23 protein-coding genes are annotated in these 25,536 nt (G+C 61.6%); 12 read left to right on the forward strand and 11 right to left on the reverse strand.

From position 1 onward, the window contains the following. Positions 1-25 precede the first annotated feature (25 nt). Positions 26-1,228, forward strand: coding sequence for an aminotransferase class I/II-fold pyridoxal phosphate-dependent enzyme (locus tag I6E74_RS10285; RefSeq protein ID WP_197125417.1), 1,203 nt, complete (start codon positions 26-28; stop codon positions 1,226-1,228). Here I6E74_RS10285 and I6E74_RS10290 read toward each other — a convergent pair. From I6E74_RS10290 to I6E74_RS10320, 7 genes are all read right to left on the reverse strand, one after another. Further along, positions 1,225-2,037, reverse strand: a complete 813-nt coding sequence (locus tag I6E74_RS10290) for a carbon-nitrogen hydrolase family protein (protein WP_197125419.1) — start codon at positions 2,035-2,037, stop codon at positions 1,225-1,227. The two genes, I6E74_RS10285 and I6E74_RS10290, sit on opposite strands and share 4 nt — an antisense overlap. 56 nt (positions 2,038-2,093) lie before the next feature. After that, a complete protein-coding gene (locus I6E74_RS10295; protein ID WP_197125421.1) occupies positions 2,094-3,320 on the reverse strand; it encodes an NAD(P)/FAD-dependent oxidoreductase in 1,227 nt (408 codons plus the stop codon). Continuing rightward, on the reverse strand, positions 3,320-3,511 hold the full coding sequence (locus tag I6E74_RS10300; protein WP_009774276.1) for a ferredoxin: 192 nt from the start codon (positions 3,509-3,511) through the stop codon (positions 3,320-3,322). Before I6E74_RS10300 ends, I6E74_RS10295 begins: the two co-directional genes overlap by 1 nt. Then, entirely contained in the window at positions 3,508-4,386 is an 879-nt protein-coding gene (locus I6E74_RS10305; protein ID WP_197125422.1) for a fumarylacetoacetate hydrolase family protein, read from the reverse strand. Before I6E74_RS10305 ends, I6E74_RS10300 begins: the two co-directional genes overlap by 4 nt. Then, positions 4,379-5,290, reverse strand: coding sequence for a catechol 1,2-dioxygenase (locus tag I6E74_RS10310; RefSeq protein WP_100389797.1), 912 nt, complete (start codon positions 5,288-5,290; stop codon positions 4,379-4,381). The genes I6E74_RS10305 and I6E74_RS10310 overlap by 8 nt, the downstream gene beginning before the upstream one ends. A 2-nt stretch (positions 5,291-5,292) precedes the next feature. Further along, positions 5,293-6,756: an aldehyde dehydrogenase gene (locus tag I6E74_RS10315; RefSeq protein ID WP_197125424.1), complete on the reverse strand. Its 1,464-nt coding sequence runs from the start codon at positions 6,754-6,756 to the stop codon at positions 5,293-5,295. A 120-nt stretch (positions 6,757-6,876) separates the two neighbouring features. After that, a complete protein-coding gene (locus tag I6E74_RS10320) occupies positions 6,877-7,377 on the reverse strand; it encodes a MarR family winged helix-turn-helix transcriptional regulator (protein ID WP_197125426.1) in 501 nt (166 codons plus the stop codon). Between the two features lie 147 nt (positions 7,378-7,524). On the opposite strand from I6E74_RS10320, the gene I6E74_RS10325 reads away from it, so the two are divergent. From I6E74_RS10325 to I6E74_RS10335, 3 genes are all read left to right on the forward strand, one after another. Further along, positions 7,525-8,769 carry a cytochrome P450 gene (locus I6E74_RS10325; RefSeq protein WP_197125428.1) on the forward strand — a complete coding sequence of 415 codons (1,245 nt, stop codon included), beginning with the start codon at positions 7,525-7,527 and terminating at the stop codon, positions 8,767-8,769. Between the two features lie 21 nt (positions 8,770-8,790). Next, entirely contained in the window at positions 8,791-10,161 is a 1,371-nt protein-coding gene (locus I6E74_RS10330) for an aminotransferase class V-fold PLP-dependent enzyme (protein WP_231601534.1), read from the forward strand. Between the two features lie 65 nt (positions 10,162-10,226). After that, positions 10,227-10,562 (forward strand): cupin domain-containing protein, encoded by a 336-nt coding sequence (locus I6E74_RS10335; protein ID WP_197125430.1) that lies wholly within the window; start codon positions 10,227-10,229, stop codon positions 10,560-10,562. A 50-nt stretch (positions 10,563-10,612) separates the two neighbouring features. Here the strand turns inward: I6E74_RS10335 and I6E74_RS10340 are convergent, their stop codons facing one another. Further along, positions 10,613-11,320 carry a type 1 glutamine amidotransferase gene (locus I6E74_RS10340; protein ID WP_197125432.1) on the reverse strand — a complete coding sequence of 236 codons (708 nt, stop codon included), beginning with the start codon at positions 11,318-11,320 and terminating at the stop codon, positions 10,613-10,615. Between the two features lie 109 nt (positions 11,321-11,429). Between I6E74_RS10340 and I6E74_RS10345 the strand changes: the two genes are divergently transcribed. Then, positions 11,430-12,776 (forward strand): glutamine synthetase family protein, encoded by a 1,347-nt coding sequence (locus I6E74_RS10345; protein ID WP_197125434.1) that lies wholly within the window; start codon positions 11,430-11,432, stop codon positions 12,774-12,776. A 125-nt stretch (positions 12,777-12,901) separates the two neighbouring features. On the opposite strand, the gene I6E74_RS10350 is transcribed toward I6E74_RS10345, so the two are convergent. After that, positions 12,902-13,711 carry an acetoacetate decarboxylase family protein gene (locus I6E74_RS10350; RefSeq protein ID WP_197125435.1) on the reverse strand — a complete coding sequence of 270 codons (810 nt, stop codon included), beginning with the start codon at positions 13,709-13,711 and terminating at the stop codon, positions 12,902-12,904. Between the two features lie 142 nt (positions 13,712-13,853). On the opposite strand from I6E74_RS10350, the gene I6E74_RS10355 reads away from it, so the two are divergent. Then, on the forward strand, positions 13,854-15,350 hold the full coding sequence (locus tag I6E74_RS10355; protein ID WP_197125437.1) for an APC family permease: 1,497 nt from the start codon (positions 13,854-13,856) through the stop codon (positions 15,348-15,350). Between the two features lie 93 nt (positions 15,351-15,443). On the opposite strand, the gene I6E74_RS10360 is transcribed toward I6E74_RS10355, so the two are convergent. Together I6E74_RS10360 and I6E74_RS10365 are read right to left on the reverse strand one after the other, a co-directional pair. Then, complete coding sequence (locus I6E74_RS10360; RefSeq protein WP_197125439.1) at positions 15,444-16,304, reverse strand: sulfurtransferase; 861 nt, start codon at positions 16,302-16,304, stop codon at positions 15,444-15,446. Between the two features lie 135 nt (positions 16,305-16,439). Next, positions 16,440-17,984, reverse strand: a complete 1,545-nt coding sequence (locus tag I6E74_RS10365; RefSeq protein WP_197125441.1) for an amino acid permease — start codon at positions 17,982-17,984, stop codon at positions 16,440-16,442. Positions 17,985-18,202: 218 nt separating this feature from the next. Between I6E74_RS10365 and I6E74_RS10370 the strand changes: the two genes are divergently transcribed. From I6E74_RS10370 to I6E74_RS10395, 6 genes are all read left to right on the forward strand, one after another. Continuing rightward, positions 18,203-19,570, forward strand: coding sequence for a glutamine synthetase family protein (locus I6E74_RS10370; RefSeq protein ID WP_197125443.1), 1,368 nt, complete (start codon positions 18,203-18,205; stop codon positions 19,568-19,570). Beyond that, positions 19,557-20,300 carry a gamma-glutamyl-gamma-aminobutyrate hydrolase family protein gene (locus tag I6E74_RS10375; protein ID WP_197125450.1) on the forward strand — a complete coding sequence of 248 codons (744 nt, stop codon included), beginning with the start codon at positions 19,557-19,559 and terminating at the stop codon, positions 20,298-20,300. Before I6E74_RS10370 ends, I6E74_RS10375 begins: the two co-directional genes overlap by 14 nt. Then, the gene (locus I6E74_RS10380) at positions 20,297-21,658 is read left to right on the forward strand and encodes an aldehyde dehydrogenase (protein WP_197125452.1); all 1,362 of its coding nucleotides are present in this window, start codon (positions 20,297-20,299) and stop codon (positions 21,656-21,658) included. Before I6E74_RS10375 ends, I6E74_RS10380 begins: the two co-directional genes overlap by 4 nt. 33 nt (positions 21,659-21,691) lie before the next feature. Continuing rightward, positions 21,692-22,480 carry a 3-oxoacyl-ACP reductase gene (locus I6E74_RS10385; protein WP_197125454.1) on the forward strand — a complete coding sequence of 263 codons (789 nt, stop codon included), beginning with the start codon at positions 21,692-21,694 and terminating at the stop codon, positions 22,478-22,480. Further along, positions 22,480-23,223, forward strand: a complete 744-nt coding sequence (locus tag I6E74_RS10390; protein WP_197125456.1) for a FadR/GntR family transcriptional regulator — start codon at positions 22,480-22,482, stop codon at positions 23,221-23,223. The genes I6E74_RS10385 and I6E74_RS10390 overlap by 1 nt, the downstream gene beginning before the upstream one ends. 67 nt (positions 23,224-23,290) lie before the next feature. After that, on the forward strand, positions 23,291-25,519 hold the full coding sequence (locus tag I6E74_RS10395; RefSeq protein WP_197125457.1) for a S9 family peptidase: 2,229 nt from the start codon (positions 23,291-23,293) through the stop codon (positions 25,517-25,519). Positions 25,520-25,536: the final 17 nt, after the last annotated feature.

Genomic DNA, 25,536 nt, shown 5'->3' on the forward strand with positions numbered 1-25,536 from the left:
CGCAAGTGGTTAGGCTTGCGGAACAATGACAGTCACCGGATCTTGGGAACGCGCCGCCAATGGCGCCATGCTGCTCGGCGCCGACGGGCAGTTGAGCCAAACAATTTTTGCCGAAATGTCGGCCCTCGCCGTCACCAGCGGCGCCATCAACCTGGGTCAAGGTTTTCCAGACGAAGACGGCCCGGCCGAAGTGTTGGATGCCGCCCGCAAAGCAATCAGCGACGGCGCCAACCAGTACCCACCAGGGAACGGCTTTCCGGTGCTGCGCAACGCGATCGCCGAACACCAGGAACGTTTCTACGGAATTGAACTGGACCCTGACACTGAAGTTCTTGCGACAGCGGGCGCCACCGAGGCGCTAGCCGCCACGATCCTTGCCCTCACCAACGAGGGCGACGAGGTCATCACTCTCGAACCGTTCTACGACGCCTACGGCGCCATGATCAACTACGCGCGCGCCACCCACGTGACGGTGCCGCTGCGCTCCCCCGACTTTCAGCCCAACCACGACGACATCCGCGCCGCCTTCAGCGGACGCACTCGCCTCATCATCCTGAACAGCCCACACAACCCCACCGGTGCTGTGCTCGACCGCGAAACCCTCGAACTGATCGTGGAGCTCGCCCACAAGTACGACGCACTCATCGTGACCGACGAAGTGTACGAACACATCACCTTCGGTTACGAACACATCCCCGTCGCAAGCCTGCCGGGTGCGTTCGACCGCACCATCAGCATCTCCAGCGGCGGCAAAACGTTCAACACCACCGGCTGGAAAATCGGGTGGATCACCGCACCCCAGCCGATCCTGCAGGCGATCATGGCGGTGAAGCAATACCTCACCTACGTCAACGGTGCTCCGCTGCAGCACGGCATCGCCGCAGGCCTTGGACTCCCCGATAGCTACTTCGACGAGCTCGCCAGCGGCCTCGCCCGCAAACGCGACACTCTCGGCGCTGGTCTCCGCAACGCAGGCTTCGACGTCAGCACGCCCCAAGCCGGCTACTTCATCATTGCGGATGCCGCACCCCTCGGAGTCACCGACGCTGCCGAGTTCTGCCGCCAGCTGCCTGAACTCGCCGGAGTCGTCGGAATCCCCGTCACCGCGTTCGTGCATCCCGCCAACCACGGCGACTACAACACTCTGATCCGCTTCGCTTACTGCAAGCAAACGGATGTGCTTGACCGGGCTGCAGCTCAGCTCTCAGGAATGAAGCTGCGGCACTAGCCCTCGAGCGGGTGCACGCCATAGCGGCGCAACGACAGCGCGGGGTTGATAGCCCGCACCTCGTCGAGGCGAGCCAGTTCGATGTGGGCGACAGCGACATCCGTGCGCTCACCGATCGTCACAAGCTCGACGCCCATGGGGTCGACGACCATGCTGTTGCCGACACCAATCGGCGGGGCATGATCGGCAGCGGCGACAAAGACCGTGTTCTCGATGGCCCGCGCCGTGAGCAGCGTGCGCCAGTGGTATTCCTTGAGCGGTCCGCGCACCCACTCGGCGGGCACAACGATGAGGTTCGCTCCGGCATCCACCAAACGGCGCGAGACCTCCGGAAAACGGATGTCGTAGCAAGTCTGCAAACCAACGGTGAAGCCCTCCCAGACGAACGTCTGCGGCGCGGCAATCGACCCGGGGATGACCCAGTCTGATTCACGCTGACCGAACGCGTCGTAGAGGTGCTGCTTGCTATAGGTCGCGACGATGGCGCCGGTGGGAGCGATCGCGACCAGCGTGTTCCAGAAACGGTTATCTTCGTCGCTCGACTGCAACATGCCCGCAGCAACATGAATGCGCAACCGTTGTGCGAGCGACGTCAAGGCCTGCACGAAAGGGCCATCGAGCGGCTCTGCGGCGGTGACCCAGTCTTCCCCCATCGTGGCGGTGAAATACGACGAGTACTCCGGAAAAATCACAAAGCTCGCACCGCGTTCGACTGCTCGCTCAGCAAGCGCGGTGATCTGCGCGATGTTCTCATCGCGATCATGGCCAGGAACGAACTGGGCGACAGCAATCGTCGAAGCGGGAGTCATAAGCCCAGCCTACGACCCCACTCCCCCAGCGCCCAGAGGCGATGGTATGAAAACGACTACGCGCCGCCCTCCGCGATCTGCTTGCGATACGGCAGCAGCGCGGCCTTCATGCCAATTCCGAGCACGCCTACGAGACGGCCGTCGCGGTAGTAGCCCACGGCAGCCTGCTCGGTGAGGTCTCCCTCAAGCACGCGGATGTCGTCATCCGACACCAAGCCCAACAGACCGTAGGCCTGCAGCTTGATCTCGAACTGGTTCGACCAGAACGACGGCATCGGAGCGAAAGGCTTAGCCACCACATCGGCGAATGAACCATCATCGGCAAGGTGCGCCGCGAGAACGGCACCCGCACGCTTGCCGGTGTCGGTCGGGATGTTCCAGTGCTCGATGCGACGCGCGACGTCGTCGAACATGGGGTTCGGGAAGCGAGCGATATCGCCCACCACATAGACGTCATCAAGAGCGATTCCATCGGTGGTGACAGCGCGCATCGCGTTGTCGGCGAGCACCCCATCCGAGACGTCGAGGTTCGTTCCCTCAAGCCACTCGATGTTGCAGTGCGAACCGACAGACTCGATCACGACATCGGCCTCAATAACGCGGCCATCGCTCAGCTCAACAGACTCGACCGCCGTCTCGCCGTTGATCGCGGCAACGTTCACACCGGAGAAAATTTCCACGCCCTCGTCGGTGAGACGACGGCGCATTTCCTTGGCAACAAGGTCGCCCAGCGGACGCATCATGGGCTCGGCACTCGGCGTCACAATCGTGACTTCGCAGCCGAGTTTGCGAGCGGTCGCGCTCAGTTCGCAGCCCAAGAAGCCTGAGCCGACAACCACGACGCGGGTGCCCTCGGTGAGCTCGGCGCGCAGAGCCATCGCGTCATCCAGCGAACGGACAACGTGACGACCGGCGATCGGAGCAAAGTCCAAGCGGCGAGCGCGCAGGCCCGTCGCGATAACCAGAGCACGCCACTCCTGCACAGACCCATCGTCGGTGGTGAGATTGTGCGCGTCAAGGTCGACCGCGGTGGCGCGTACCCCGAGCATCCACTCCACATCACCCGTCTCGGCTCGCGACGGAAACGCGACAGCTTCGTGAGTCACGTCAGTGGCCAACACCTCTTTGGAGAGAGGCGGACGGTTATAGGGAGCGTGAAGTTCTTCGCCAACCACGCGAATAGCACCGGTGTAGCCCGAACGACGGAGAGACTCCGCCGCGCGCAGCCCACCCATCGCCGCACCGACAATAACGACCGGTGCGGCGGGGTTAGCCTCAGCCACTATTCGACGATTCGAATGGCCTGCATCGGGCACACATCAACAGCGGCTTCAATGTTGTCGCGCTCCGAGTCGGGCGCTTCAGCCACGTACTCGAGCTTGTCGTCATCGTTGAGCTTGAAGTTGTCGGGTGCCTCAAACACGCACTGGCCGTAGTGCTGGCACTGGTTCATGTCGACTTCGATTTTGATCATCGCTTTTCCTCAATCTTCGATGGGTACAGATCCTTCGACGGGGTTCGAATTCCGCGGAACTCCCAGTCGCCACCCATTGCTGTCGACATTACCTCTTCGCTCTCGGTGGGTTGTGCCCCCACGTCGGTGCGGATGGCAGTCGGGCCCGTAACGATACGGTTCGTCAGCTTGCCCAGGCCTTCAACTTCAACCTCAACAACGTCGCCAGGCTGAACCGGACGCGAGAACGCGGGAGTTCCCGAGAACAGCATGTCTCCGGGGCTCAACGTAATTGTGCGAGCGATATCGGCCACGAGGTAGTTCATGTCCCACTCCATGTTGTCGGTGCTGTCGTCTTGCTTGACCTCACCGTTCACGATGGTGCGCAACTGCTTGCCGCGGAAATCCCAGTCGGTAACTAGACCGGGGCCAACCGGAGCGAGCGTGTCGCTGCCCTTCACTCGAAGCATGGAACCGGCATCCGTATCGCGGAAATCGTGCAGACCGTAGTCGTTACCGATCGAGTAGCCGGCGATGTAGTCGCTGGCCTGGTCGGGCGACACGTTGCGGCAGGTGCGGCCGATCACGATGACGATTTCGCCTTCGAAGTTCAACCACTTGCAGCCTTCGGGGCGCACGACATCACCCTTGTGGGTGTTGAGCGCGGTGACCGGCTTCTGAAAGTAGGTCGGAGCTGCGGGCAGCTTGGTCATGAATTCTTCGGTGCGGCTGGCGTAGTTCAAGTGCACGGCAATGATCTTGCTCGGCTCGGTCGGCGGCAAGTGAATTGCCTCGTCAACACCAACCTCGCGGCCATCGCCGGCGACGAGAACATCGCCGTGGCGCGTTACCTGCGTCGGGTAGCCATCAAGAAGTACTCTGCGGAACTCAGTCACGAGAAAGGACCACATCCTTTGCTGCCGGGAAGCCGCCTTCGGGCTTCGGGAACCAGACGTGCACCTGACCGGTGCCGATCGAATTTTCATACTCGCTGTACATCACGCCGGGGGCGGTGCAGGCTTCTTCGCCGATGGCACCCGCCGTCATGAGCCAGTGACCAAACATGGCCTCGGGGCGAACCTTCTGGAACGCGGGCATGGTTTCCAACACCTGAGCGTGGTCGCCAGCCTTGAACCAGTCGAGACGTTCGTAGTCTGCCTCGCGGGCAGCATCCGAGAAAATGTGGGCCGGATCGGCCATCTCGTGCTTGCGTAGATCGCGCAGCTTATAGAAGGTGTGCGAAAGTGCACCGGAGGCGAGCAGAATGACGCGGCGGTCGCTCTTGGCAATCGCTTCACCAATCGCACGCCCCGCGCGCAAGAAGTCTTCGTCAGTCGCGGTCTGACAAATGGAGACGCTGACCCACTTCTTGTCAGGCAGGCCCTTGCCGAGGTACTCCCACAGGTTGATCGTGGCGTACATGATTGGCAAGTACTCGTCGTCGATCGGGGTGATCCAGGTGCCGTTCTTTTCTGCCTGCTCCCCCATGAGCTTCGCGAGCTCGGGGTCGCCGATAAAGTCGTACGGCACACCGCTCATTCCACGAGGAAGCTCTTCTGACGTGAACTTGCCGTGGCGGCGCTCGTGCGCCGTAACGACGAATTCAACCGTGGTCGCCCAGTGGCTGTCGAGCACGACAACAGTGTCGTAATCGTCATTCTCGAAGTAATCCTTGCGGAGCCGTTCGAGACCTTCCACGAGCGTTGAATCTTTGCCCTCATTGAGTTCCATGCGGATCTCTTTGGGCAACATGATCGTAGGTACGTGGGCAATCAGCCCAGCGCCAACTACTTCTCCCATGACTATTCCTTCCATCCGTTAGGTGCGAACACCGTGTTCTTAACATCTGCGTAGAAATCGAACGACCAGGTGCCGCCCTCACGGCCAACACCTGACTTCTTGGAGCCACCGAACGGTGCGCGCAAGTCGCGCACGAAGAAGCAGTTGACCCAGATCGTGCCGGCGACAAGCTGCTTGGCGATCACGTCGGCGTGCTCGCGGTTGCCTGCGACGAGGATGGCGGCGAGACCGAATTCGGTTCCGTTGGCCATCGCGACGAGTTCTTCGTCGGTCGTGAAGGTTTGCATTGTCAGCACCGGCCCGAAGACCTCCTGAGTGACAATTTCGCTTCCAAGCGCAGGGTTCTTGACGAGCGTTGGCGTGAAGTAGAGGCCGCCGAGTTCAGCGTTTGGCCCACCGCCGAAGAGGATGTCTGCTCCGCCCTCCTTGGCGCGATCGACGAATCCCTTGATCCGCTCGAAGTGCACGCGGTGAACCTGCGGCCCAATGTCGGTCTCGAGGTCACGAGGGTCACCCTGACGCAGGGTCTCGACCTTCGCTTGGAATGCTGCGGCAAAGGCATCCGCAATATTTTCGTGAACGAGGATGCGTGTACCCGAGAGACAGACCTGACCGGCGTTGTCGTACTGCTCAACGGCGAGGGTTGCGGCGAGTTCGAGGTCGGCGTCTTCCATAACAATGCACGGGCTCTTGCCACCGAGCTCAAAGCTGCACGGGGTGAGGTTGTCGGCTGCGGCGCGAGCGATGGACTTTGCGGTCGGAACTGAACCGGTGAACGAGATGCGGCTGAGGTCGGGGTGCTCCACGAGCGAGGCACCCGCTTCTTTTCCGTAGCCCTGCACCACGTTGAAGACTCCGGCGGGAAGGCCAGCTTCAACGGTGATATCCGCGAGAAGTGATGCAGTGAGCGGCGTCCACTCGGCCGGTTTCAACACAACGGTGTCGCCCGCGGCGAGCGCCGGAGCGATCTTCCAGGTGGCGAGCATGAGGGGTGCGTTCCACGGCGTGATAAGCGCAGCAACTCCCGAGGGATCCCACGAGACGTGGTTGTTGTGGCCGCGGGTTTCGAAGTCCGGATGCCCGAGGTCGTTCACAAGGTAGTCAGCGAAGAACCTAAAGTTGTGGGCCACTCGCGGCATGACACCGCGCAGGTGACTGCGCAGGAGCGCACCGTTGTCCATCGTTTCGACGTTGGCGAGGTCACTGACGCGCTCCTCCACGAGGTCGGCGATCTTGTGCATGATTGCTGCACGATCCTGGGGACTGGTGGCAGCCCAGCCGGGGAATGCTGCGCGGGCGGCGGCGACGGCCAAGTCAACTTCGCGTTGACCTCCGCGAGAGATTTCACCGAGTGCACTGGCATCGATCGGTGACACGTTGGTGAAGGTGTCGTCTGAAGCGACGCGTTCTCCGTTGATGAAGTGCCGGGTGTCGACGGTCACTCCTGCTACTTGAACGTTGGTCATAGTGTTCCCGTCTCGAATCGCTCGCCGTTAAGTCATTCGGATGCTAATGACTTACCTTAGCGAGTGATGCGAGCCCAAACAAGCGTTAGAGGGAACCGACCACCAAAAAATCTGGGTTGGCTAGTTTTTGGGCTCCACGCCCGCGGTGATCACGCGCAGCATCTCGGCCAGCTCTTCGCGCTTGCTGGGATCGACGGGGCCAGTGACGGCCTGCTCTTGGAGGTTGAAGGCAGGAAAGAGCTCAACCATGAGCTCGCGACCACGGTCGGTGAGATTCACCACGACGAGACGACCATCGGTGACGCTCCGCTCCCGAACGAGCCAACCGCGACCCTCCAAGGTGGTGAGCACTCCCGTGAGAGTGGCTTTAGAGAAGCCGCCCTCGAGCGCGATCTGGCGCGTCTCGATTGGTTCCCAAATCCAGGTGACCCACAGCACAACAAAGGCCGTCCACGACAGGTTGTGCTCAGAAAGCACTGTGCGCTCAAAGTGATTGCGCACGGCGTTGGCGGCGCGAAAGAGGTTCGATGCTACGGCCATTGCGGAGTAGTCCAGCGGTAGGCCGCCGACTCTCGCCTGTACTTGACGTTCGGTTTCAGTGAGTGTGTGTGGTCCGGCCACGAAGGGTCCCCTTGCTCGCGTTTAGCTGCGGTTACTCTATCTAACCCCCGGCGTTCAGAAAGTTTTTAGGGACATCCCTCACAGAAACGCACCGATGTGGCATATTGTTTGTATCCAAACAACCCACGGAGGATTGAGTTGACTTCAATGGCGAACGTCACCCTGGCAGACCTAGATCTGTTCGAGAACGGCACACCCTGGAACGTGTTCGACAAGCTTCGAGCAGACGCACCCGTGCACTGGTCGGAAGAACCAGCACCCAACCACGGCTTCTGGTCACTCACCCGCTACCACGACATCGTTTCCGTGCTGCGAGACACCGAGACATTCTCCAGCGAACGCGGAACCGTCAACCTCGAAGAACTCGATGCTGACCAAATTGAGGCCCGCAAGTCGATGCTCGAGACCGATGGTGTTCGTCATCGTGCGCTTCGCCGTCTCATGCAGGGCGAATTCACGCCTCGGGCGGTCGCCGGCTACGAGACCTTCCTCCGCGGTCTCACCGCCAGCACCCTTGATGCGGCATTCGCGAACAAGGAATTCGAGTTCGTCGACCAGGTCGCAGCCGACTTCCCCATCCGTGTGCTCGCGAAAATGCTCGACGTGCCTGACACCGACATTTACAAGCTCATTGACTGGGGCAACCGGATGATCGGCAACGACGATCCGGAACACGCTGATGTTTTGGCCACCTCCGCCGAGAGCGAGCAGTACCGGCTCTTGCCCTTCCGCTCCCCTGCGGCACTCGAAGTCTTCGAATATGGCAACGCGCTGGCCAACGAGCGCCGCGGCAAAGATGGCACTGACCTTGTGTCCCGCCTCGTCAATCAGACGCCAATGGATGGCAAAGCACTCAGCGAGCGCGACTTCAACAGCTACTTCTTGCTGCTCGTGGTTGCCGGCAACGAGACAACCCGCCACACCATCACGCACTCCATGAACTACCTCATGGATAACCCCGACCAGCTGGAGCTACTGCAAGAAAAGCCCGAGCTCATCCCGTGGGCCGTCGAAGAGTTCCTGCGCATGGCTAGCCCCGTGTATCACTTCCGCCGCACGGCGACGAAGGACACCGAGATCAACGGTCAAGCCATCAAAGAGGGCCAGAAGGTCGTCACGTGGTTCGCTGCTGGCAACCGCGACCCCGAAGTGTTCGAGAATCCCTACACGATGGATGTCACCCGCAACCCCAACGAACACATGGCGTTCGGTCGCGGTGGCCCTCACATGTGCCTCGGAAACTCTCTGGCACGCCTAGAGATCCGTATTATGTTCGAGGACCTGTTGCCCCGGATCTCCGGGATGACGAAACTCGGCGAACCTGATCGTCTGCGCAGCAACTTCATCAACGGAATCAAACGACTCCCGGTAAGCGTCGAACTAGCAAAGTAGGCACATGAGCGAGGTAGTCACATGAGCGAAGTTCGGCCGCAAGGCAGACCGCACGCAGTATGGGGCGACGAGACTGAAGTAGTACAACTCGCTCTCGACTGGACCGCCAAAAGAATGGTCCGCAAAACTGACCCCCTGTCCACCGCTCGGCCCGCGGCCGAGTTGGCGGCAGAGGTTGGCGAAGCGATCCGTCCCGAAGGCATTGGCGGCGCAGAAGCACTGCGCATTTTTGACGAGATTCTTGAGCCGGCAACTCGTGCTCAAGATGACCCGTTGAACCTCGCTTACATTGCGGCCGCGCCCACTCGCGCAGCAGTCGCGTTTGACCTCGTCACCAGTTCTGCCAATATTTTTGGTGGCCTCTGGGAGTCGGGTGCTGGCGCGATCTTCGCCGAGAACCAGGCCCTGCAGTGGATCATCGGGCTGCTCGGCTGGCCAGAGACCGCCGGCGGCACCTTTGTTTCCGGCGGCACCTCGGGCAACCTCTCGGCGCTCATGACCGCGCGCGAAACTGCCAAGGCTCGTCGTGGCGGTCGCCCGGCTGGGGGTTGGCAACTCGCGTGCAGCACGAACGCGCACTCGTCGATCCAGTCGGCGGCGAAAGCACTCGACGTTGACGTGGTCGATGTTCCCATCGACGATCGTGGGCACCTGACCGGGGCAGCGCTGCGGGCTGTTCTTGAACAGTCACCGAACGTGTTTGCTGTGGTGGCATCCGCTGGCACCACCAACGAAGGCCTCGTTGACGACCTCTCCGACATCGCTGACGTCTGCGAAGAGTTCGGGGTCTGGATGCACGTCGATGGCGCCTATGGCGGTGCGGGTCTTGCCGCCCCGAGCATCCGCCACATCTTCGACGGTGTTGAACGGGCTGACAGCTTTATCGTCGACCCGCACAAGTGGCTCTTTGCCCCCTATGACTGCTGTGCGCTCGTGTATCGCGAGCCCGAGTTGGCTCGCGCCGTGCACTCCCAGCACGCCAGTTATCTGGATGCCATCGACCGCGACGAGTGGAACCCCAGCGAACTCGCGTTGCACCTTTCACGACGCGTGCGTGGACTCCCGCTCTGGTTCAGCCTCGCCACCCACGGCACCGACAAGTATCGGGACGCCATCGAAGCCTCCGTGACAACCGCCCGTGAAGTCGCCCGCGCCATAGAGGCGACCGACTATCTCGAACTCGTGCGCGAGCCAGAGCTCTCGGTGCTGCTGTTCGTGCGCACAGGGTGGACCGCCGAACAGTATTCGGCGTGGTCAAAGCAAGCGGCGCACGACGGCGTCATCCTGTGCGTTCCCACGAGCTGGCGCGGCCAAAGTGTGCTGCGGCTCGCCTTCGTGAACCCCGACACGGAGACCAGCAAGGTGATGGCAGCGCTAGAAACGCTGCGATAACGTGCGCCTGAGGTAGTTTTAGGCCACGGCAATGAAGCCGACCAGTGCACGAAAGGGGTGACGAGATGAACACAGCTGTTTCTTTGACCGAGTTGGCGGCAACAGAACTAGCGAGTGCTGTCGCGTCGGACAATGGGCGAAGCGCTCTGACGATCTGCGGTGGCCGGGACGCGAAGCTGAGGCAGACGTTGATGGCACTGCGCGCCGGCGAGGGCCTCTCCGAGCATTCCAGCCCCGGTGAGGCGACCCTGCAGGTGATCGTCGGCCATATCGCTTTGCGATCCTCGGACGAATCGTGGGAGGGCAAGCCAGGCGACCTGCTCCCCATCCCCACCGAGATTCATGCCGTGGATGCGCTCGAAGACTCCGTGATCTTACTCACAGTCGTGAAAGCGCAGTAGGCCCGCTCGCTAGCCATGTTTGGCAAGCGAATGCAGCTGGCGAGCGCTGGCTAGCCGAGCTTGGCCACGCGGTCGAGGAAGGCATCCACGAGGGCTGCCGTGCGTTCGGCAGCACGGCCCTCTTCGTCGCGGGTTTGAGCGATCATGATCTCGGGGTTCTGCCCGCTCGCGATCACTTCGTTGATGCCGCCCTGATCGAGCCAGCCTTCCAAAATTGCCGAGTTGAGTTCGGGATGAAACTGCACAGCCAAGCTGCGGCCGTAGGTGAATGCTTGAGGTGCGATCGGGTTGCGGGCGATTTCAACGGCGCCTTCGGGCATCGTCCACTGGTCATAGTGAAACTGGAACCAGGGACCGTTGGAGACCAGCGAGGTGTCATCGCTGTAGATCGTTTTCCAACCGATTTCTGATTGGGCGCCACGCGCCACCGTGCCGCCGAGAGCACGTGCGATCAACTGACCACCGAAACAAATGCCCAGCACCGGGATGTCCGCCTCGATGGTGGAGCGCACCCACTCCAGTTCTGGAGTCAACCAGTTGCCAATGCAGCCGTCATCCCACGCGCCCCACGGGGCTCCCATCGGAACGACGAGGTCGTAGCCCGAGACATCCGGAAATTCAAAATTAACGTTCGGGTTCTCGAAATTCTCTTCGGTGACAACCATGATCTCGTCGATTTCAAAGCCGCGTTCCCGCAGGCGGTCGCCCACTGGGCCACTGGCGGTGACGTGATCGTGTTGCACCAAGAGGGCTCTCATCTGTGTACCTTTCCGGTAAATTCTCGCGATGAGTGGACAGCCACACCGCTCTGTGGCTTAGTATCTCACTAATCGTTCAGTGCCGAACGATTTATTTTTCGGAGGAAGAATGACTCTCGACATAGCAGCACTTCAAGCGGACTTGCAGGCAAAAGGGATCGATGTTCTGCGCCTGATTTTCCCGGATGTGCTGGGAATCACCCGTTCAAAAGATCTCCTTGTCAGCCAATTGCACCGGGCGAAGTCTCCCCTGTTCTGCGAAGGCGTCTGGGTGACCACCACCGGCGGCGGGGTGCTCGACGGAAACAACATCATGTCATCCGGCCTCCCCGACCTGCTCACCCAGATCGATCCGAATACCCTCACGATGATGCCGTGGGAACCCGGCGTTGCCCTCGTGATCGGTGACGCGTTCAATCCCGACCACAGCGTCAGCAAGATCGCGCCACGCTCAGTGTTGCAGAACGTCATCGCTGAATACACCGCGCTCGGCCTCACTCCCGTCGTCGGCCCTGAACTCGAGTTCTACATCGCCAACTACGACGAGGAGAACGGCTGGAGCCGCAGCCTCAGCCGCACCGGTCGCGTCTACACGACCGGCGAGCACGTCGACCCCGGTGGGCAGTTCTTGAACCTCATGCGCATGCTCGACGGCATGGATATCGGCGTCTTCGCCGGCAACCACGAGTTCAGCCCGGGGCAATACGAGATCAATCTCTGGCACAGCGAAGCGCTCGATGCCGCTGACCGCACCTTCCTCTTCAAGACCGCCGTGCGTGACATCGTCGCCCGCACCGGCAAGCACGCTCTCTTCGTGGGCAAGCCCTGGGACGACGAGGGCGGCAGTGGATTCCACTTGCATTTCTCGGTCGTTGACAACGACGGCAACAACATCATGTCGGATGGCGGCTCTGGGCTCTCAGAGGTCGCCAACCACATGGTCGGCGGCATCCTCGCCCACGCGGGATCACTCGCAGCGCTCTCGAACCCCACCGTCAACGCCTACAAGCGCCTCGGCCCGGACACCCTCGCTCCCTACCGCGCCAACTGGGGCCACGACAACCGCAGCGCAATGCTGCGGGTGCCGCCTGAGCGCGGCGCGGGCACGCGACTGGAAGTCCGCCTCGGCGACCCGGCAGCGAACCCGTATCTGCTCATCGCATCCACTCTGGCTGCTGGCCTTGATGGCATCAAGCGCAAGCTCACGGCGCCCGCAGCAGTCGCAGGTTGGGCCTACGAAGACGAGTCGGCACCGATCTTGCCGATGACCCTCAGCGCCGCCCTCGACGCTCTCGACGCCGACACTGTGATGCGCGAGACCATGGGCAGCACTGTGATTGATGTCTTCAGCGTGCTCAAGCGCGATGAAGTGATGCGCTACGAAGATTCTGTCGCCGACAAGACGACGCGTGATATCAGCCAGTGGGAGATCGACGAGTACTTCGCCGACTACTAAGCCAGTAACGGTCTACGACACAGAAAAGCCCCGCCGAACGAATCGGCGGGGCTTTTCTGTGTACCGCTGTGAGCGGCGGTGTCGACTGCAGCAGCGAGCGGATGCCGGCTGCCGCAGTCGGGAACTTAGATCGCCTGTGAGCGGTCTTCTACGAGCTCGCCACCGTTGAACGTGACTCCGATCTCGCGGTAGTAACCGCCGAGAATCTCTTGCACGGGCAGGATCGAGTGCAGTTCGTCCCACTGCGAGTCTTCAAGGTGAAGTTCGGCATCGCCCTTCCAGGTCTCACCAATCTCGACGTCGGTGCCGCCCATGGTGATGAGCTGGTCGAGCGACATGCCGGCATCCTTGCTGATGGAGGGCATGAAGCGGCTGTGCAGCATCTTGTGGCCGTTGACGAAGCCGTTGCTTTCGGCGGGCTCGCGCAGCGTGACGACAGCCGAAGCGAGGCGGTGGTCGTAGGCCGCGATCGACGCGCCGAACTGGCCGCCGTTCTCGAGCTTGGGGGTGGCCTTGCCCTTGTTGAAGACTCGCGTAACGGCAATGTTGCCGAGCTTCTTGGGGTAGCCCTGGAACCAGCCACGACCGATTGCGAAGTCTTTGTTGACCCAGATGGCGACGCAGCGGCTGTAGACGATGCCCTTGTGGGAGCAGCGCACCACCATGAACGCTTCGAGGTACTGGGCGCGCACAGGGTCGAGCAGTTCGAGGCCGCCCGTGCTGCAGGACTGCCAGTCGGCCCAAACAATGGCAACGGCGCCAGGTTGCTCGGGGGCGAGGTCAATATCGTCAGGAAGGATCGCGCGTACGTTGGCTGGATCGGTCAAGTACTCGACAGTGAGTAGCGTTCCCGAGTAGTACCAGGGCATCTTCGGCACGAGCGAACTTGACCCTTGCGGAGTGAGTGGAGGAAGGAATCCATTGAGTTCGGTCATGCGCCAGAGTGTAGCCCAAAACGGTTCGTATCCGAATGAATTTCTCAAAACGCTTGACTAAGACACCCTGTCTTCGCCATTGTTGAACGCAACTCGTTCGGATACGGACGACTTGATTTAGAACTCAACGAGGAGTTTCACTATGGCGCTTGACCAAAAATCCCAGGAAAGCCCCGATCGAACCCTGCGCAAAGGGCGACTCGGCGTAATCGGAATCGTCTTCTTTGTCGTGGCTGCGGCCGCGCCACTTCTCGGAATGACCGGCGCCGTTCCCGTCGCTATCGTTCTGGGTAACGGAGCCGCCGCCCCCGGCGCCTACCTCTTCGCCGGCATTGTGCTTCTCTTGTTCAGCGTCGGCTACGCCGCGATGAGCCAACGCGTCACCAACACCGGCGCCTTCTTCGCTTACGTCGGTCGTGGGCTCGGCCGCCACGCCGGAATCGCCTCGTCGTTCGTGTCGATCCTCGCGTACCTCACTATCCAGCTCGCCATCTACGGATTCTTCGGCGGCGTCATGGCCGGGCAAGTCGGGCTCCTCCCTTGGTGGGCCTGGACTCTCCTCGCCTGGATCGCCGTCACCGCACTCTCGCTGTTGCGCGTCGACATCGGCGCCAAGGTGCTCGGTGTGCTGATGATCGCCGAACTCATCGTCCTTGTGATCGCCGCTGTTGCAATCCTTGCCGACGGTGGGCCAGAAGGACTCAACTGGGGTGCATCGTTCTCGCCCGATCTCATCCTTGCCGGTGGTCTTGCCGGTTCCGCCGGTATCGCGTTCGCCTTCGCGTTCGCCTCCTTCATCGGCTTCGAAGCAACCGCTATCTACGGCGAAGAAAGTGTCAACCCGAAGCGTGCCGTACCGCGCGCCACCTACCTCGCTGTCGGCCTCATCACTGTGCTGTTTGCCTTCACCGCTTTCGCCCTCGTTACCGGAATGGGCGCCTCGAACGTTATTGACCAGACGCTCGAACGTTCAGGCGGCCTCGAAGACCCCGCCGCTGTACTCTTCACACTCGCGAGCGAATACGTCGGCCCGTGGCTTGCGACGCTGATGAGCATCCTCGTACTCACGAGCATGTTTGCTGGACTGCTCGCTTTCCAAAACGCTGCAAGCCGCTACCTCTTCGCGCTTGGCCGCGGCGGCGTTCTGGCGAGCTCGGTGGGAACCGTGAACGGTCGCGGAGCCCCCGGTCGCGCATCCATCATCGTGTCGATCATTAGCGGTGTCGTGATTGTGCTGTTCGCTGCATTCCAGCTCGATCCCATCGGCAACATGTTCTTCTGGTTCAGTGGCCTCGCCGTGGTGGCGATCGTGCTGATCGAAGCGCTCGTCTGCGTCGCGATCATCAGCTTCTTCCTCAAGAACAAGGGCACAGAAAACATCTTCGTGACGATGATCGCGCCGGTCTTGGCATTCATCGGTCTCGTGCTCGCCGAGTACCTGCTGATGTCACGCTTCGGCCTCCTCGCCGGTGACCTCACGCTCGCTGAGGGAGTCGATCCGACCGCAACGGCGTTCGGCCTCAATGCCTTCGGCTGGTTCCTCGTACTGTCGCCCTTCATCGCCCTGGTGATCGGCTACGTCGTGTCGATGGTTCGCAAGGACCTCAACGAAGAACTGCTGCAAGATGTGATTTCGTAACACCCCTGATCGAAGGGCCCCAACACCGTGGTGATGTTGGGGCCCTTCGTATTTAAGAGGAGTGAAGCGAGATGCTCCGAGCGGATGCCCCAGCTACGGCGTCGCACCGGTGGCGACGGGACGCTCTGGCTGGTTTGCCCACGCCGACCATGAGCCGGGAAAGAGTGCCGGACGGAAGCCTGCGACAGTCAGCGCGAGAGCGTCGTGAGCCGCCGTGACACCAGAGCCGCAATACACGCCTACTGCACGATCAACATCGACACCGAGCGCCACGTACCGCTCCCGCAGCGCGTCAGAATCGAGGAAATGGCCGGCCTCATCCAAATTGCCGGAGGTCGGTGCGCTGATCGCCCCGGGGATGTGGCCGGCACGCGGATCGATCGGCTCGGTCTCGCCGCGGTAGCGCTCCCCCGCGCGCGCATCGAGCAGCACGCCACTCTCGGGAAGCGAGGCGGCATCATCGGCGTTGAGGACAGGTTCGTGCCCTGCGCTGAGGCTGATCGACCCGGGGGTGGCGTTCGTCATGTCGTCGGTTCCTTCAGTGAGCGGATGCCCGGCCGCAGTCCACGCCGGGAGCGCACCGTCGAGCACCCGCACGTCTGCAGCCCCCATGTAGCGCAGCAGCCACCACGCGCGGCAGGCGGCAAGACTGTTCCAGTTGTCGTAGACAACAACCGTGTCGCCAGCATCGAGGCCCCAGCGGCGGGCAGCGCTCTGAAAGTGCGCGGCAGCAGGCAACGGATGACGCCCCTCCTGCGGTTCGCCGTGGCCGGCAAGCTCGGTATCGAGGTCGACATACACCGCGCCCGGAATATGACCCTCGCTATAGAGAGGTAGCCCGGCGGGGCCGCCGAGGCTCCAGCGCACGTCCAAAACCTTCACCGGCGTGCCACCCGTGGCCGCATTGTCGAGTAGCGCGGCAAGTTCGCTCGCGGTAACGAGGGGGTGTGGCATCCGAGGCTCCGATCATTGGGGTGGTTCCATGATCGCATTCACCGCCGTCGGCGCACACGCACTAGCTGAGCTTCCCGCCGACCGGATGGGTGAGGGCGACGGGAAGCTCGGAGCTAATCTGTTGCGGAACTCGTCTTAGCTGCGGGGCTCGTCCCGACCGTCAGTAGCGAGAAGCTCTTCCTCGACGGCACCGCCGTACCCTTCCTTTTGAGGATCCCCGTGCAGCCCACCGGAGATCGCGTACTCCTCTTCTGGAGAGAGCACGAGGCGCTTGCGACCGTAGAGCCCGAAAATCGCAAGCATTACGATGTAGACCACAGCGATGGCGCCGATCGCCGGACGAGCGGGCTCGTTGATGAAGAAGCCGAAGAAGATCGCCAACGAAAGAACGCCGCCGATAATAGCTCCGGGAACACCCCAGGGGCTGCGGTAGGGGCGATTTGCGTTCGGGTATTTCTTGCGCAGAATCAGGAACGACACCATCTGAAGTACGTAAGCGATAACAGCGCCCCACACCGCGATGTTCAAGACGATTGCACCCGCGACGCCATCGGCGCCGCCGAGGCTGTCAACGAGAACCAACGCGACGTAGCCGATAATCGCACCCACTAGGAGTGCAACAGCGGGAGTCTGGCGCTTACCAGTGAGCGACAAGAATTTCGGATAATAGCCTGCGCGAGACAGCGAGTACATGTTGCGTCCGTAAGCAAACATGATCCCCTGCAACGACGCGAATAGCCCGATGAGTGCAAACAGTGCGAGGGCCGCCGCTGCTTGGTCTCCGACGATCGCACGGAATCCATCGAGTAGTGGCTCGCCCGACGTAGCAATCTCAGCAGCACCAACGATTCCCGTGTTAAGGAAGAGCACCAACAGACCCGTGATGATCAGCGTCGTGCGGGCGATCAAACCGGCCTTGGGGATGTCGCGGACTGGGTTGTGTGCTTCTTCCGCCGCAAGCGGCAGCTCTTCGATTCCCAAGAAGAACCACATGGCATAGGGAAGGGCAAAGAGGATCGGCACGATGCCATGAGGCAAGAAGGATGAATGCCCAGGGTCTGCCTCGATATTGAACAAGTTGTCCCAGCTGAAAAGACCAGAGAATGCTGCCATGACCGAAAAGACGAGCAGGATGGTGATCGAAACAATCGCCACGATGATCGCAAATTTAAATGAAATCGCGGCGCCGGCCGAGTTGAGCCCGATGAAAACGATGTAAAGAATCAGCCACCACACTGGCGCCGGCAGCGAGAAGCCCAACAGCTCGCTCGTAATGAAGTCGGCATAGCCAGCCGAGAAATATACGATGACGGCCGTAGTAGCCACATATTCGATCGTCTCAGCGAGCCCCGTGACGAAACCGCCCCACGGCCCCATTGCTGCGCGAGCGAACGAGTAGGCGCCGCCCGTGTGCGGCATAGCGGATGCCATTTCTCCGATGCTAAAGATCATGCCGTAATACATGAAGATCAGCAGGGCGAAGGCAATCAGCATCCCGCCAAAGCCCGCGAAGCCGATTCCAAAGTTCCAGCCAGAAAAGTCGCCAGAGATGACCGCGGCGACCGCGAGACCCCACAGTCCCCAGATTCCCGCCGTGCGTTTGAGCGTGCGTTTCTCGAAATACCCGGCCGCAGCCGTCGTGTATTTCACCCCGGAGACGTTCAGTGTGTCTTTGGACATCCTGTTTCCTTTGCAGTCTGGTTGCGTGCACCGACGGGTCGATCACACAATGCTGGGAGAATCCTTGCGATGACTATACGGTTTTCAATGGTTGTTGACTAGGCATAATCCACAGAAATTTCCCGCGGCAATGGGGAAGATTTTCGAGCAGCACCGGCGTGGGTGTGTTCTAATGGTCGGAAAGCGCACCATTTGACTTGCTTAATGAGGAGAAGTTAATGTCCCCCAGCTCAGGCAACCTCACGCTCGACGAATTGACCGACGACGTCGCAAGCGGCGCAATCGACACGGTTCTCGTGGCTTTCACCGACATGCAGGGGCGGCTGGTGGGCAAGCGTCTCTCGGCGAGACTCTTCCTTGAGGATGCCGCCGCTCACGGAGCGGAGTGCTGCAACTACCTCTTAGCCGTTGACGTCGACATGAACACCGTCGAGGGCTACGCAATGTCGAGCTGGTCGCGCGGCTACGGCGACATGGTCATGGTGCCCGATTTGGGAACCCTGCGCCGCGCCCCGTGGCTCGTGGCCACCGCGCTCGTCACCGCTGACCTGAAGTGGCACGACGAAACCCCAGTCGCGCCATCCCCTCGCCAGATCCTGAAAGCTCAACTCGAGCGTCTCGCCGAGCGCGGGCTCGACACTTTCGTTGCCACTGAACTCGAATTCATCGTCTTTGACGACAGTTACCGCGAGGCCTGGAAGAAGGGCTACCGCGAACTGTCAGCCGCCACCGACTACAACATCGACTACAACGTTCTGGCCTCTACGCGCATGGAACCGCTGCTTCGCGACATCCGTAACGGCATGGATGGCGCCGGCATGTACTGCGAAGGAGTGAAAGGCGAGTGCAATCCTGGCCAGCAAGAGATCGGCTTCCGCTACGCGTCAGCCCTTGATACGTGCGACAACCACTCGATCTACAAAAATGGTGCGAAGGAAATCGCCGATGCTCACGGCAAGAGCCTCACCTTCATGGCGAAATACAACGAGAAGGAAGGTAATAGCTGCCACATCCACATCAGCCTTCGCGGCACCGATGGCACGGCAGTCTTCGCCGACAAGGATGCCGAACACGGCATGTCAAAGATGTTCCGCCACTTCATTGCGGGCCAGCTTGCGGTGATGCGGGAGCTGACGCTCTTCTCCGCTCCCAACATCAACTCCTACAAGCGTTACGTTCCGGGGAGCTTTGCCCCGACGGCGCTGGCCTGGGGCCTCGACAACCGCACCTGCGCGCTTCGCGTCGTAGGCCAGGGACACGGAATGCGGGTCGAGAATCGCGTTCCTGGCGGCGACGTAAACCAGTATTTGGCCGTCAGTGCCCTCATCGCTGCGGGCCTCTACGGCATCGACAACGAGCTTGAACTCGACGACGCGTTCGAAGGCAATGCGTACACCAGCGATGTTCCACGGGTGCCTGCATCACTGCGGGAAGCTACGGAACTCTTCGCGGCATCCACTTTCGCCCGCGAAGCGTTCGGCGATGAAGTAGTCGACCACTACCTCAACTACGCCGCTATCGAATTGGCTGCCTTTGACTCGGCAGTGACTGACTGGGAAAAGGTGCGCGGCTTTGAGCGACTCTGATCGGCCCCTTATCGGCCTGACCACCTACCTCGAACAAGCGCAGACGGGCGTATGGGATGTTCCGGCGGCGTTTTTGCCGAAGGCCTACTTCGAGGCTGTCACTCGCGCTGGCGGTATCGCGGTGCTTCTTCCGCCGCAGCCGGTAAGCCCAGAAATTGCCCGCCGGGTGCTTCAGGGGCTCGACGGCCTCATCATCACCGGGGGCAAAGACTTCGACCCAGCACGCTATGGCCAAGAACCCCACCCGACAACCGACGAACCTCGACTCGATCGTGATGCGTGGGAAGACGAGCTCATGCACCAAGCACTCGATGCCGACCTGCCATTCCTCGGCGTTTGTCGGGGTGCTCAAGTGCTCAATGTTGCTCTCGGCGGCACCCTGCACCAACACCTCCCTGAAGTGGTCGGCCACAGTGACTATCAACTCGGCGGCGGCAACTTCAGCCACACCCCCGTCGAGATCGAGCCCAACACCCGAATCGATAAGGTGCTCGGCGGACAAACCGAACCACTCGTCGTTCCCCTCTATCACCACCAAGCGATCGATCAGCTGGCCGAGGGGCTCGTCGTCACGGCCCGCACGAGTGACGGCGTGATCGAAGCTATAGAACTGCCTACCGCGACTTTTGCGGTTGCAGTGCAGTGGCATCCCGAGGCAGCGCCAGAAGACATCCGACTATTCGAGGGCTTGGTCGACGCAGCCCGAATCAACCGAAAGGCTCTCGCGTGAGCACCTATACCGTCATCAACCCCGCAACTGAGGCCGAGATCGGCTCTGTCGATCTGCTCGATATCGAAGCGACGGATGCGGCAATCGCCCGCGCCGCCGTCGCCCAGAAGGCGTGGGCTCGCGTCTCCCCCGCCGACAAGGCGCTCCTGTTGCGTCGCTTCGCGCAGACAGTAGACGGCGACCTCGAGAATCTTGCCTCACTGGAGGTCAGCAACTCAGGGCATCCGATCTCTCAGGCTCGGTGGGAAGCCGGCCATGTGCGCGACGTTCTCAACTATTACGCTGCGGCCCCCGAGCGGATGTTCGGCCAGCAGATTCCCGTCGCTGGCGGTATCAACCTCACCTTTCACGAGCCGCTCGGCGTCGTTGGCGTGATTACGCCGTGGAACTTTCCGATGACGATTGCGGCGTGGGGATTCGCTCCGGCCCTCGCTGCGGGCAATGCCGTGGTGCTGAAGCCCGCCGAGTGGACGCCACTCACGAGCATCCGGCTGGGCGAACTCGCGCTCGAAGCTGGACTGCCCGAAGGACTGTTCCAGGTGCTCCCCGGCAAGGGTTCCGTCGTCGGCGAGCGCTTCGTGACCAACCCCACGGTTCGCAAAGTTGTCTTCACCGGATCGACCGCCGTCGGCAAGCAGATCATGGCCGGCTGCGCTGACCAAGTGAAGCGCGTCACGCTCGAGCTCGGCGGCAAGAGTGCCAACATCGTGTTCGCGGATGCCGACCTAGAAAAGGCGGCCGCTGCGGCACCCTACGGAGTCTTTGAAAACGCGGGCCAGGATTGCTGCGCCCGCAGCCGCATCCTCGTCGAACGCAGCGCCTACGACCGCTTCATGGAACTTCTCGAGCCTGCCGTTGCTGGTGTGCGCGTTGGCGACCCCCATGACGAAGCAACTGAAATGGGGCCGCTGGTCTCCGCCAAGCACTTGGCTTCGGTGCAGTCCTACGTTCCGGCGGATGCGCCCGTCGCGTTCCGCGGCAGCGCGCCCGACGGCCCAGGCTTCTGGTTCGCGCCTACCGTGCTGACTCCAGAGTCACGCAGCGACCGTTGCGTGACCGACGAGATTTTCGGGCCGGTAGTGACGGTCCTGCCGTTCGATGACGAGTCCGATGCGCTGCAGTTGGCCAACGATTCTGAGTATGGGCTCTCGGGCTCCATCTGGACGCGCGATGTCAGCCGCGCTATCCGGGTTTCTCGTGGTGTCGAGGCCGGCAACCTGTCGGTCAATTCGCACTCCTCCGTGCGGTACTCGACCCCTTTCGGCGGCTTCAAGCAATCCGGTCTCGGTCGCGAACTCGGCCCGGATGCTCCACTGAACTTCACCGAAACCAAAAATGTTTTCATCGCTGTCGACTGACAAATTCACCCCTTCCTATTCAAGGAGCACCGAATGAGCATCACCCCTATTGACCTCACACAGCGCCTCGCTGGCAAGGTCGCCGTCATCACCGGCGGAGCGAGCGGTATCGGTCTTGCTACCGCACGTCGTTTCGCCGCTGAAGGTGCGACCGTCATCATCGGTGACATGGATGAGACAACGGGGCTCGCTGCCGCTGAGCTCGTGGGCGGCCACTTCATCAAGGTAAATGTGACCGATGAAGCGCAGGTTAACGAACTCTTCGACACCACCGCGAGCACCTACGGCTCGGTCGACATCGCCTTCAACAACGCCGGAATTTCGCCGCCCGAGGACGACTCGATCGTCACCACCGAATTGCCCGCGTGGGAGAAAGTGCAAGACGTCAACCTCAAATCGGTGTACCTCTGCTGCCGCGCCGCGCTTCGCCACATGGTCGCCCAGGGCAAGGGCTCGATCATTAATACGGCATCCTTCGTCGCTATCATGGGATCGGCAACCAGCCAGATTTCATACACGGCATCCAAGGGTGGCGTGCTGGCGATGAGCCGTGAGTTGGGTGTGCAGTTCGCCCGGGAGGGAATTCGAGTCAATGCACTCTGCCCCGGCCCCACGAGCACTCCCCTCCTCCAAGAGCTCTTTGCGAAGGATCCTGAACGTGCCGCTCGCCGCCTCGTCCACATCCCCATGGGACGCTTCGCGGAAGCCGACGAACTCGCCGCTGCCGTTGCATTCCTCGCCAGCGATGACTCGTCATTCATTACCGCTTCGACGTTCATCGTCGATGGCGGAATCAGCTCCGCCTACACAACACCGCTGTAATGGATGAGCCGACCGGTCTCCACGGAGAGTTGCTGCTGCGCCCGGTGCGCGGGGGCAACTCCTTCGAGGAGACCGTTCAGCGACTCCTCCAGACAGTGCGTCTCGGCTTAGTCGCTCCCGGAGAACGATTGCCTGCCGAACGAGAGCTCGCCACGATGCTCTCTGTCAGCCGCGATACGGTTCGGGACGCTATCGCTTCGCTGAGTGACGCTGGCTATCTGGTGTCTCGTCGCGGTCGCTACGGCGGCACGTTTGTCAGCGAAACGCTCCCCACACACACTCCCGGAACCGCCTCGGGCGACCCGGTTGGGGCAGCACGCCAGCTCACGCCCGAACTCATCGAAGACACGCTCACGCTGCGTGAAATCCTCGAGGTCGGTGGTGCACGCGCCGCCGCAGGCCGCGCCCTTACTCCCTCCGAGCGAGAGCTTCTCTGGGAGAGTCTCAGCAATGCCAATGCCGCGAGCGATGAAGAATATCGTCGACTCGATTCCCGCTTTCACCTCATGGTGGGCGAGCTCGCCGGTTCCGCATCCCTCACTCCGCTCATCGCCGATGTGCGGATGCGCGTGAACGAGTTGCTCGACAGCATCCCCTCGCTCGGGCCCAACATTGCGCACTCGAATACTCAACATGAGCAGATTGCGATCGCTATCCTCACTGGGCGTCCGGATGCCGCGGCGCAGGCAATGAGCGAGCACTTGGCCGGCACTGCGCTTCTGCTGCGCGGGTTCCTCGAGTAACAGTTTTCCCACCGGTTTCATTTCTCTGGCATGCCCGCTTCGCAGAAATCGGGCATACGCTGAAGTCATGCTCACTCCACCTGAAGCCGCAAAGGTTCCTACCGAACGCATCCAGCATGGCGACCACTACGTCGACAATTACGAGTGGATGCGTGACAAAGAGAGCCCAGAAACCCTCGCGCATCTCCATGCCGAGAATGCTTTCACTGCGGCGCGCACGAGCCACCTCAGCGTGTTGCAGGAGCAGATCTTTGAAGAGATCAAGGCACGCACTCAGGAGACCGATCTGAGTGTTCCGGTTCGTCGCGGCCAGTGGTGGTATTTCAGCCGCACCGAAGAGGGCAAGCAGTACGCGATCCACTGCCGCGCACCGATCGCAAGTGACGACGACTGGACTCCCCCAACGATTGGCGAGCCTGTGGCTGGTGACGCTGGCGCGGATGCGCCCACTGTCCCCACGACACTCCCCGGCGAGCAGATCCTTCTCGACGACAACGTCGAAGCAGAGGGTCACGAATTCTTCAGCCTCGGTTCGTTCTCGCTCAGCGACGACGGAACCCTGCTGCTTTATGGCGTCGACATCGAGGGCGACGAGCGGTATACGTTGCGCGTGCGCCAGCTCGGTGACGCCGCTGCGGCGAGCGCGGGTTCGAGCGATACCGCAGATGCCACCGATGCTGCCGCTGCTGTCATCCGCTTCAGCTCCGCCGATGACCTTCCTGACGAGATTCCGGGCACCGCGGGCGGCGCGCTTCTGGATGCCACGGGCAAGTACGTCTTCTATACGACGGTGGATGATGCATGGCGGCCCGATACCGTCTGGCGCTACGAGTTGGGCACGGCCGCGGCATCCGCGGTGCAGGTCTTTCATGAGCCCGATGAGAGTTTCTGGGTGGGCGTCGGTCGTTCGCGCAGTGGCAAGTATTTGGCAATCGAAGCGGGCTCGCGCCTGACGAGCGAGACGCGACTGCTCGATACGAGCGACCCGACCGGTGACTTTGAGGTCGTCTGGCCGCGCGAAGTCGGCGTCGAGTACGACGTCGAGCACGTGGTGGTGGGCACGCAAGATCGTCTGCTGATTGTGCACAACAAAGAGGCGATCAACTTCGAGCTCGTGAGTGTTGCGGCGGCGGATCCCCTCGGCGAGCGCCGCGTGATCCTCCCCCATAACGAAGCCGTGCGCCTCGAGGGCGTGGATGCCTTCAAGGACTTTGTGGCCATCGAGTACCGCCGCGAGGGTCTCACCCGCGTGGCGGTGGCGATCGTTCCCAAGCATGGCGGACGCTACGAAGACACTCCCCACGAGCTGAAATTCGACGATGAGCTTTTCACCGTGGGACTCAGCTCCAACCCTGAATGGAACCAGCCGAGCATCCGTCTCAGCTATGGCAGTTTCGTGACCCCGACGATCGTGTACGACTACCTCGTGGATGACAACGAGCTGGTCGTGCGCAAACAGCAGCCGGTGCTCGGCCGCTTTGACCCCGCGCTCTACACCCAGCGTCGGGAGTGGGCCACTGCCTCTGATGGCACTCGCGTGCCGATCTCCCTCGTGTACCGCAACGACCTCGTGGTGCCCGGAACCCCGGCCCCGACCGTGCTCTACGGCTATGGCTCGTACGAGATCAGCATTGACCCGGGCTTTACTGCTGCCCGTTTGAGCTTGCTCGACCGCGGCATGGTGTTCGCTGTCGCCCACGTGCGCGGCGGTGGCGAACTGGGCCGCACCTGGTACGAGGGCGGCAAGAAGCTACACAAGCGCAACACGTTCACCGACTTTGTGGCGTGCGCCCATCACCTTATCGACACCGAGGTCACCTCAAGCGATCGCCTGGTTGCGGAGGGCGGAAGCGCCGGCGGCCTGCTCATGGGCGCCGTCGCGAACCTGGCCCCGCAACTGTTCTCGGGCATCCTCGCGGTCGTCCCCTTCGTCGACCCGCTCACCTCGATCCTCGACCCCTCATTGCCGCTGACCGTCATCGAGTGGGATGAGTGGGGGGACCCCCTGCACAACGAGGAGGTCTACTACTACATGAAGTCGTACTCGCCGCTCGAGAACGTGCACGACACCCACTACCCGCGCATCCTCGCCGTGACCTCGCTCAACGACACTCGCGTGCTGTACGTCGAGCCCGCCAAATGGGTCGCTCGACTGCGAGAGGTGGGGGCGGATGCTCTGCTCAAGACCGAGATGGCGGCGGGCCACGGCGGCGTCTCCGGCCGCTACGACGCGTGGCGCGAGCGTGCCTTCAACTACGCCTGGATGGTGGATGTGACGCGCCCGTCAGCGCACTGATCGAGGGCGTCCACGCA

Origin of the sequence: Salinibacterium sp. SWN139 (assembly GCF_015864625.1) — a bacterium.
GTDB lineage: Bacteria > Actinomycetota > Actinomycetes > Actinomycetales > Microbacteriaceae > Rhodoglobus.